The 9,236-nt window shown below is 31.9% G+C and carries 4 protein-coding genes and 2 pseudogenes; 4 read left to right on the top strand and 2 right to left on the bottom strand.

Annotated elements, in window-relative coordinates:
• Positions 1-532, bottom strand: a pseudogene (locus FTV11_RS01295) (IS4-like element ISAba1 family transposase); the annotation flags it as partial.
• 72 nt (positions 533-604) lie between these two features.
• Between FTV11_RS01295 and greB the strand changes: the two are divergent.
• From greB to FTV11_RS17000, 4 genes and pseudogenes are all read left to right on the top strand, one after another.
• Positions 605-1,078, top strand: coding sequence for a transcription elongation factor GreB (gene greB / locus FTV11_RS01290; RefSeq protein WP_168378294.1), 474 nt, complete (start codon positions 605-607; stop codon positions 1,076-1,078).
• Between the two features lie 157 nt (positions 1,079-1,235).
• Positions 1,236-4,796, top strand: a complete 3,561-nt coding sequence (locus FTV11_RS01285; RefSeq protein ID WP_180073255.1) for an ATP-binding protein — start codon at positions 1,236-1,238, stop codon at positions 4,794-4,796.
• Between the two features lie 33 nt (positions 4,797-4,829).
• Positions 4,830-6,701: a phospholipase D-like domain-containing protein gene (locus FTV11_RS01280; RefSeq protein WP_180073254.1), complete on the top strand. Its 1,872-nt coding sequence runs from the start codon at positions 4,830-4,832 to the stop codon at positions 6,699-6,701.
• A gap of 381 nt (positions 6,702-7,082) precedes the next feature.
• A pseudogene (locus FTV11_RS17000) lies at positions 7,083-8,056 on the top strand (IS3 family transposase); the annotation flags it as partial.
• A 444-nt stretch (positions 8,057-8,500) separates the two neighbouring features.
• Here the strand turns inward: FTV11_RS17000 and FTV11_RS01270 are convergent.
• Positions 8,501-9,166 carry a hypothetical protein gene (locus FTV11_RS01270; protein WP_168378297.1) on the bottom strand — a complete coding sequence of 222 codons (666 nt, stop codon included), beginning with the start codon at positions 9,164-9,166 and terminating at the stop codon, positions 8,501-8,503.
• Between the last annotated feature and the right edge of the window lie 70 nt (positions 9,167-9,236).

Here is a 9,236-nt window from a genome sequence, read left to right as displayed (position 1 = left end):
TGCAGAAGTTGATGTCTTGTTCAATTAACCATGTAAACCACTGCTCACCGATAAACTCTCTGTCTGCGAACACATTCACAATACGGTCTTTACCAAAAATGGCTATAAAGCGTTGAATCAAAGCAATGCGCTCTTTCGTATCTGAATTTCCACGTTTATTAAGCAATGTCCAAAGGATAGGTATCGCTATTCCACGATAAACGATTGCGAGCATCAGGATATTAATATTTCGTTTTCCCCATTTCCAATTGGTTCTATCTAAAGTCAGTTGCACTTGGTCGAATGAAAACATATTGAAAATCAACCGAGAAATTTGACGATAATCAAAATACTGACCTGCAAAGAAGCGCTGCATACGTCGATAAAATGATTGTGGTAAGCACTTGATGGGCAAGGCTTTAGATGCAGAAGAAAGATTACATGTTTGCTTTAAAATAATCACAAGCATGATGAGCGCAAAGCACTTTAAATGTGACTTGTTCCATTTTAGAGATTTGTTTAAGATAAGATATAACTCATTGAGATGTATCATAGTATTCGTCGTTAGAAAACAATTATTGTGACATTATTTCAATGAGTTATCTATTTTTGTCGTGTACAGAGCTTGAATCGTAAACTATTAACTGCTGAAGGTTATCAACGCTTACAAGATGAGTTAAATGATTTAGTACGTAAAGAACGTCCCGAAATTACTAAAATAGTATCTTGGGCAGCTAGTCTTGGTGATCGGTCTGAAAACGCTGATTACATCTATAATAAAAGAAAATTAAGAGAAATTGATCGTAGAATTAGATATTTAATAAAGCTTTTTGAAGTTGCTCATAAAGTCGAATACAGCCCAGAACAAGATGGAAAAGCTTATTTCGGTGCATGGGTAGAATTAGAAAATGATGAAGGCGAAACTATCAAGTTTAGAATAGTTGGAGATGAGGAAATTTATGGACGTAAAGACTATATTTCTCTCCAGTCTCCTATAGCAAAAGCTTGCTTAGGCAAATCTGTAGATGATGAAATTCAAGTGCATACACCTACTGGCAATAAAAATTGGTATCTTATTAAGATTCATTATTTAACCTAAATTACTTTTAAGGTATATCAAAAAGTTCGAGCTTGACTTTTAGCTTTGGCGATTAGCCAATCAATGAAGCATAGACATGAACAATATACCCCAGTTCAAAAACAGAATTTTTAAATCAGAAAATTACTAATTATTGGAATTTGACAAAATTATGGACATGACTAGTTATACAGATTTAGGCATCAGTTACGAGAATAGTAACGCTAGACTTTATTATAGATACGATGAGGATGCAGAAAATATCGAACTTGTAAAAGTTTGGACTCGAACCCCTAATATTGACGACACTCTAATCCGAGAGTTATGGAGTCATGAGTTAAGGTATTTAAATAAACTACAATTAATTAACGGAGCACAAGATTTTCTTTTACTCTCTAAAGAGTCAAGATTTGATGATTATACATATGCAATTGTATTTGATTTAAATGAAGAGCACCAAATTCTAAGTCAGTACTTGGAGAGGGATAATGACAGATATGCTTATTTAGATAAAAATAAATTAACTTTTCCAATATATAGAGTTTCATTATGGAAAAATATTCTCCGATTAGCTAGAGGTTTAAATATTTTACATAACCAAGGACTTCTTCATTCAAATATTTGTAGTCGCAATATTTTATTAAAAGACACCAATACAGATGAAAATTTTGTACTAACAGGATTTGAATATTGCCTATCACTGAGTGATTTAAAAAATCCTTTATCTTCCATATCCGGACAAGCTAGTAAGAGTTCATACTTACAAGATTGGGTACAAATTGCTGCACTATGTAATATTTTTCTCGACTATCGTAGTAAAAGTATTGAATTGATGCCAAGTGAATTTACTTTTCTTAAAGAACTATTGGATGATAGTCTTTCAAACAAAACCAGAGCAAAATCTATTAATGGTGATTACATCATAAATAAAATTGAAAATATTATTTATGATGTAAAGAGTTTAGCGGACAAGGAGTCAGGAAAAGAATATATTGTTTTTTTTAATAATCATTTTCTAAATTTAAGGTTAATTAAACAAATTAAAGCATTAGCTAATGCAGCAAACAACGATAATTACCTATTGGAAGAAGCTTTAGATTTTATTAATGATGATTTAAGTGGGGAAAATATAACTTTAATATATGCAAAGGATAATAAAGATGAGGACAAATATTTCATAAAAGGTAAACGCTATATTTATGAAGTCATAAAATATAGGGAACCAACATCTTTTAGCATGGCAACTTCAATAGAAAGTTGGAGCCGTGCCACATGTTTCAATATTACGGAAAGCCTTCCCCATTGGGCAAAATTTTCCAAAAAGTCTATTGATTGTCAAATTTCAGTTAGATTAATTACGCCATCAAAAGTATCTCAAAAGTACGCCAAACCAAGTACTAATACTAGATATGAAGATTGGTCTCAATTTGATCTATTAAAACAAGAAAATAGTTTAGATCCAACCGTAAAAGAATTCCTGCAAAGTCTTGCCATGTGCCATGCAATAGAAGTTGCAGAGTATAGAAGAAATATATTTAAGGTAGTTGCAGATGTTAAGATGGATTCAATTTTACTTAAATTGGAAAAAAATATCGATATATTAAATCTATCAAAGTTACTTGGAATTAATGGAAGTGTTTTAGATTTATTTAATAACAAGTTAAGTGATGGTGAAAATAACAAATGGATACTAAGTAGAAGAGAACTAGAAAAATCTTCTGAATTTAAAACTTGGGATAATATTACATCAATGCATTTTAATGATGAAGATATAAGACTCGAATTGATTTATGATAAAAAAATTGGGGATCAATTTTGTTTCCATGTTTCAAACAGTCCAGACTTATTAAGATTTGCTCAATATTTTAATAATCATCCTCTGTATCTGACACCTATATCGCAAGCTGGTTCATCTGCACTATTACATAGGAAAAATAAAGCCTATATAGCATTAATAAATAATTCATACTTAATAAAAAGTTTAGTTAGCCCAGACGAAAATATCAAAAAAATACCATATAATCACTCCTATACCTCAAGTTATAGTGAAATGGATGCTTCAAAACAAAAGGTCTATACAGATATCTTACAAACGTATCCAAACTATGTTGTACAAGGTCCCCCTGGAGTTGGTAAAACTTTTTTAGTAACCGCCTTGATTGAGCAAATATTTAAAGATGAACCAAATAGTAAAATCGTCATAACAGCTCAAAGCCATGCTACAGTTCAGGTTTTATATGATGCTTTAATGGGTGGTGATATTAATTTATCAAAAAATATTATTTCTATCGATGATTTTAAAAATGAAAGCATATTCGATGATGATACATCAAAGATTGAAAAACATACTCAAAAATATATTGAAGATCTCAAGAGTAGTTTATTATGGAATCGTGCGTATATAGAATATCCTAGTCTTAAAAATGATATGGATCAATTTATACAATCAACTGAAAAAAGAAAACCATTTTATAAGCAAATAATTAGTTCCGCCAATATTTTGTTTACAACATCTAACTCTGGAATTATTGAAGAATTAATCAAAAATAATATTCAATTTGATTGGACGATCATGGAGGAATCAGGTAAAGCATCTGGTAACGAACTTATAAGTCCATTATTGCTATCACACAGACGACTAATGATAGGAGATCATAAACAACTCCCACCATTTTCTGAAACCGTGGTTAATAGCATACTTGAACGTGATAGCATTGATTATTCATTGCTAATTGATGGAATTAGTAATGGTAGTTTTAAAACCAATTTAACTAGAATATCTGGACTTGATGAGCTATCGGAGCTAATGCAGTCAGATGAATTAGACAATGACACCATCAAACAACTCAATCAGACAATAAAACGTATTTTTACTAAAACCAAAACCCATTTTTCTCTATTTAAACATTTAGTTGAAACATCTGAACGCCTCAATATAAATAACTCATCCTCTATGGGCGATTTGCTTAAGATACAGTATCGAATGCACCCAAATATATCAAAACTAATATCCTCCTTATTTTATAAAGATCAATTAATAAACCATAAAGAGACAGAAAATAAATATTTAGATATTACTACAAAGCCTTTTATTTTCTCTACTAATGATCACTTCCCAAACATTAACTCAGACAAAGGAATTGTATGGTTGGGAATTCAAGACCCAAATAAATATAATTTTCTTCCCCAAGAAAAAGATTATACTAATGAATTTGAAGCCCAAATTATTATAAAATCACTTGAACTCATTCAATCAAAATCTCAATTGAATGCTGAAAATAATAAGCCAATTAAATTAATGGTACTGAGTCCATATAAAAAGCAAGTTGATATGTTAAATAGTTTATTTTTAACACACAAAACTGTGGAAAAAATACAACAGAAAGGATTTTGCATAGCTCAAGGTGATAACTTATGTAAAACTGTAGATTCTTTTCAAGGAGGAGAAGCAGATTTAATTATATTAAGCTTAGTTAGACATAATACACACACGCCGATACGCAAGGCTCTAGGCTTTCTTCTTGATGCGCGGAGAATGAATGTAATGCTTAGTCGTGCTAAATACCAAATGATTATTGTGGGAAGTTTAGATATGCTTGCTTGGTGGTCAAATGATTCGCGAGCAAAGGATAGTGAAGAATTTTTGGTCAAAATGACGAATATGTTAATTCCAAATTCAATTCAAGCTAAAGAACTTGAAATTTGTCATTATATTCCAATAGCTTACCAAAACAATTAACGCAATTTTTCCAATTTTATGAGGTCACCTCTAGTGATTACTAAAAACATCATACAGCAGAATAGAAGCTGTAAATTTAAAGTTGCAATTGAATTTGCTTATGGTCAACAAAAGCTTAATGTCACAAGAACTGATGGATGGAGTGTATTAGATTTTATTATATTACGGGAAATTGCCAAACGTAGTTCTTTTTTTACTTTAGAGCACTTAGCTGAAATCACTCAATTACCAAAACAGATTATACTTCAAATTATTATTCCTCTATTACGTATGGGATGGATTGAACTAGATAGAAGTAAAAATCCAACATGTGTTGCGATTACAAATATTGGGTTAGTAGCAGCAGATAGAAATGATCTTCCGCCTGTTGTATCTAGTTATGCGGCAACTAGAGAATATTTAATTGATCCTATAGTTGGTAAAGTAATTGGATTATTACGACATAAAAATATCGGGACATATAACTATCTAAAAGTTCAAGAACTCAAAGCTGCTGGTGAAAATCTTGCAATACTACAAATTGACAATCCTCATTCTTTTGTTAATGAAGATAGCTTATTGAAAGAAATAACTTATTCTCATGAAGTTGCAACCATTGTTGATAGACTTGAAACCTCTCCAAAAGATAAACGTTTTGTCATATTTAATGTCTCTTTAGAAAATGGAAAGGAATCTATTGATAGGTTTTATAATAAATACAATGAATGGTTTGATGCTGCTACTTTTGACTTTATCGAACAAAAATTAAAAGAATTAATCAATGAGCATAAAAAAAATTCAAGAAATACAAATTTAGTTGATGCGATAAATAATACAAACTTAAGCTCTCAAGATTGCCCCCCTATCTCATTCTCTATTGGTGATAATGAATTTGATTTGGTACTTGGTGGGATAGATCACAGAAAAAAATTTAAGGACTTAATAAATCATGCTGAAAGCTATTTAATAATTCAAACCACTTATATTGGTGGTTTATGGGCGCTAGATTCTTTAATTGATGATTTAAAAAATGCCGCCGACAGACAAGTAAGAATAACAATTTTATGGGGAAAAGATAATGAAGAATTTACTAATACTGATGAATATCAAAATGTATTGAATTATTTTAGTCAAAATTTAAGTTCATCCCAGGCTAAATATATCCACTTGCAAGAGCAGTGCGGATCTCATGCTAAATTCATTATTTCTGATCATGCAGAGTTTGGAAATATAGTTATTGTTGGTTCTTGCAATTGGTTATATTCAAATTTTGATCGATTTGAAGCATCTGTATTATTTAAAAACAATGATATTGTTAAATACTTTTTAACCTTAGCTTCTAGCATCTCGACTGGAAAGAGTGGAATTTATGATGCTACTAGTAAGTATATCGCTGATTTAACTTATGATATCTGCATTAGCGGACAGACAACCCCTTCATTAGAAACAACTCGTGTTGAAATTGTATTAAAAGATCAACATTATTCCTATATCCAGAAGGCTAAAAATGAAGCTAAACAAAAAGTATTAATTTTAAGCGACAAAATTAGTGATGTTGCTAACCGTCCTATATTAAACGCATTAGAAGAATGCAAGGCAAATAGCAAGAGAGCTTTTTATTCTACTTTTGATACAGATATAATTTCTAAAGAATCCGTCAATGCTATGGAAAAAGCTGCTCTAGTAAAAGGGATAAAACTTTTACGACATAACTGGAATAAATTAAAAACTAACCACTCAAAAGTACTTGCTTGGGACGACAACGACTTGGTAATTTCTAGCCTAAACTGGCTATCATCAAATGCTTCAGTATCTAATCATAATCACGAATCACTTCATGAAATTGGAATCTATTTACATTCGCCCAATATTGCAAAACGTTTCATTACTTTTTTTGATGATAAAAATAATCATGAACAGATGTAAAAATACTTTCACAAAATTTCGAGCAGTCCCAAGGAAACTTATATGTGTGTAGTGATCATTATAACTAGCTAAAGATCAATAAAAGTAAAGACTCATTAATACTAAATACTATGAGTCTTTACTGTGTTGTCTTAGTTTTCCAGTCAAGATCAAATAAGTATCGCTATAATATATAACTTTCTATCAATGTCTTATGAGTAATGTTTACAAAATATTTGTCGACCTCCACCCATTCTCTTATGATCTGACTATTTTTCTACGTACATAAATATAAAATAAAAGAGGCATATTTTCAGCCTCTTTAAAAATTAGTTTGTGTTTTTACCTTGTCTTTTCCTCATAGATTCCCGTCTCTGTGGACTGCCGGTAATCCTCCCATAAATAACCGAAGTTAAAAGCCAGCTTAAACAGACTGAAGAGGAATGAGATATCCTAAAAAAGGCCGCAAGGTACTTCGCAAGCCTGCCCGAGTGAAGTACCAGTTCATCCTTGAATACAGCCATCAATTTAAGATTAAAACGATGTGTCGGGTTCTTAAGATTGCTCGTGCTGGCTATTGCGCTTGGTTGCATGAACCTAAATCAGGCAGAACGATTGAAAAGATAAGCGGTTATTACAGCTCATCCGCTCATCTTATGATGCCAGTTATGGTATCTAGGGTTATTATCGCATCATGCTGGATCTTAAAGAGTTAGGTGAAAGCTGTGGACCTAATCTTGTGCTGAAGATCATGAAGAAGAATAATGGTATTTCCGCTGTTCGAGGATATAAAAAGCATAAGAGTTATGGCTGTGGTCGTTCCTCAGATTGTGCCACCTAACCATTTAAATCGAGAGTTTGTTGTAAACACACCCGATACCTTACGAAACAGTGTTTCTCAGGTAACTGATATTACCTACATACATACTTGGCAAGGCTGGTTATGTCTGGCTATTTATATTCAAGGAAAGTCATTGGTTGGTCAATGAAACCTAGGCTTGCCAAGGATATCGTTTTAGATGCACTTTTAATGGCAGTATGGCGACGCAGACCCAATGAATCTGGATCATACACTCCCTTTTGCGCAGCAGTGCTGCTCAGGCTCACAATACAGCAGCGGAGACTGGCTGAAATTCTGTCAGAAGCATAATTTAGTTCCGAGTATGAGCCGCAGGGGCAACTGTTGAGATAATGCCGCTGCTGAATCCTTTTTTAGCAGCTTGAAGAAGGAAAGAATTAAAAAAAGAATCTATAAAACTCGAGAAATAGCCCGTGTATATGTGCTTGATTATATCGAGATGTTTTACAATCGAATCAGGCGTCATTCGCATCTCGATGGTATGAGTCCAGAAGCCTTTGAAGCAGCTTCAAAATGAGGCTATCTCATGTCTAGGATACTAGGAGCAGCACATATATCAAATTGTTATCTAATAACCAAGTGTAGCCAAAAGCCAGCAGTATTTAGCTGTAATATCTTAATTTTCATTCCTTTCAAAAATTTGTAGGAGTAACCAAAATATATCCTATTTGCATTAAAAATCAATTAGTGTAACAAAATACATGTATTTATTTTAAAATATTTTCTTCAATCAATGGAAAAATTGTTAAATCTAATCTTATCAAAAAGATAATCTTATTAATAATTTTTTAGCAGTAAACCAATAAAAGTTTAAATAAATGGCTATTTGCATTTTAAGGTGGGATTTTTTTTAAATCTCGCTTTATTTTTTAACTTACCAAAACTCTAATTTTTGCAATCTAAGGTTGAATTACTTGAGCTAATCAATTTTAAAATTTGCATTATAAGGTTGAAAGTGAATTTAGCTTTTTAATAATCCTTTTAGTTGACTCAAATATTCATTTGCTTTTTGTTGAGTATTTTCTTCTGATAAATTCAAATCAGATTGAATCTTAAGGATGCTTTGTTCAAACTGGTTCAATTCCAAATCACTCAATCGTTGTTCATCTTTGTACATATCTATAGTTGCTCGACACAAATGAATGAAGTGTGCTGTTGTTTTGTGCTGATAATTACAACAAGCATGAATGATATTTTTGAGTCGTCTGTGGCGTAGCTCAATATTGATTGGTTTATAAGTTGGATGACTTGCGCTAAAAAATAGTGCCTTATCTATGGCATCACCACTATACCAACCTTTATCCAAATTTTCTTGTGCTGCTTGAATGTAAATTTCTGCTACTCGCTTCCTGTCAGCCAAAATGTATTTCTCTATTTCAGCTTGGTCAGTTAAAAGCTCAATTGGTACAAACTGAACTTTAGTGCCGTATCTGTTTTGGGTAGATTGATCATTTACTCGCAGAAAAATGGTTGCACCTATTTCTATATCTGATAGCACGGCATTTTTGACAAGTTGGGCTTGATAATTTTTTACACTACCGATCAGTTCAGCTTGAATATACTTTGTTCCAATTTTTAAGATACGAAACTGTCCAAATGCTGTCATTTTTTCTTGCTTATTTGGCATCTCACACCAAGCCTAATGATTATCCTGTGATAAATTTTAACATTAAGTCTTTATTCTGAAATAAAAAATT

Origin of the sequence: Acinetobacter sp. YH12231 (genome assembly GCF_013417755.1) — a bacterium.
GTDB lineage: Bacteria > Pseudomonadota > Gammaproteobacteria > Pseudomonadales > Moraxellaceae > Acinetobacter > Acinetobacter amyesii.
The sequence above is the reverse complement of the archived record's forward strand: the minus strand, read 5'-3'. Positions and strand labels throughout refer to the sequence as shown.

Excerpts from the sequence above, each read along its gene's own strand:
- FTV11_RS01270 (WP_168378297.1), bottom strand. The coding sequence starts at position 9,166 with ATGCCAAATAAGCAAGAAAAAATGACAGCATTTGGACAGTTTCGTATC.
- FTV11_RS01285 (WP_180073255.1), top strand. The coding sequence starts at position 1,236 with ATGACTAGTTATACAGATTTAGGCATCAGTTACGAGAATAGTAACGCT.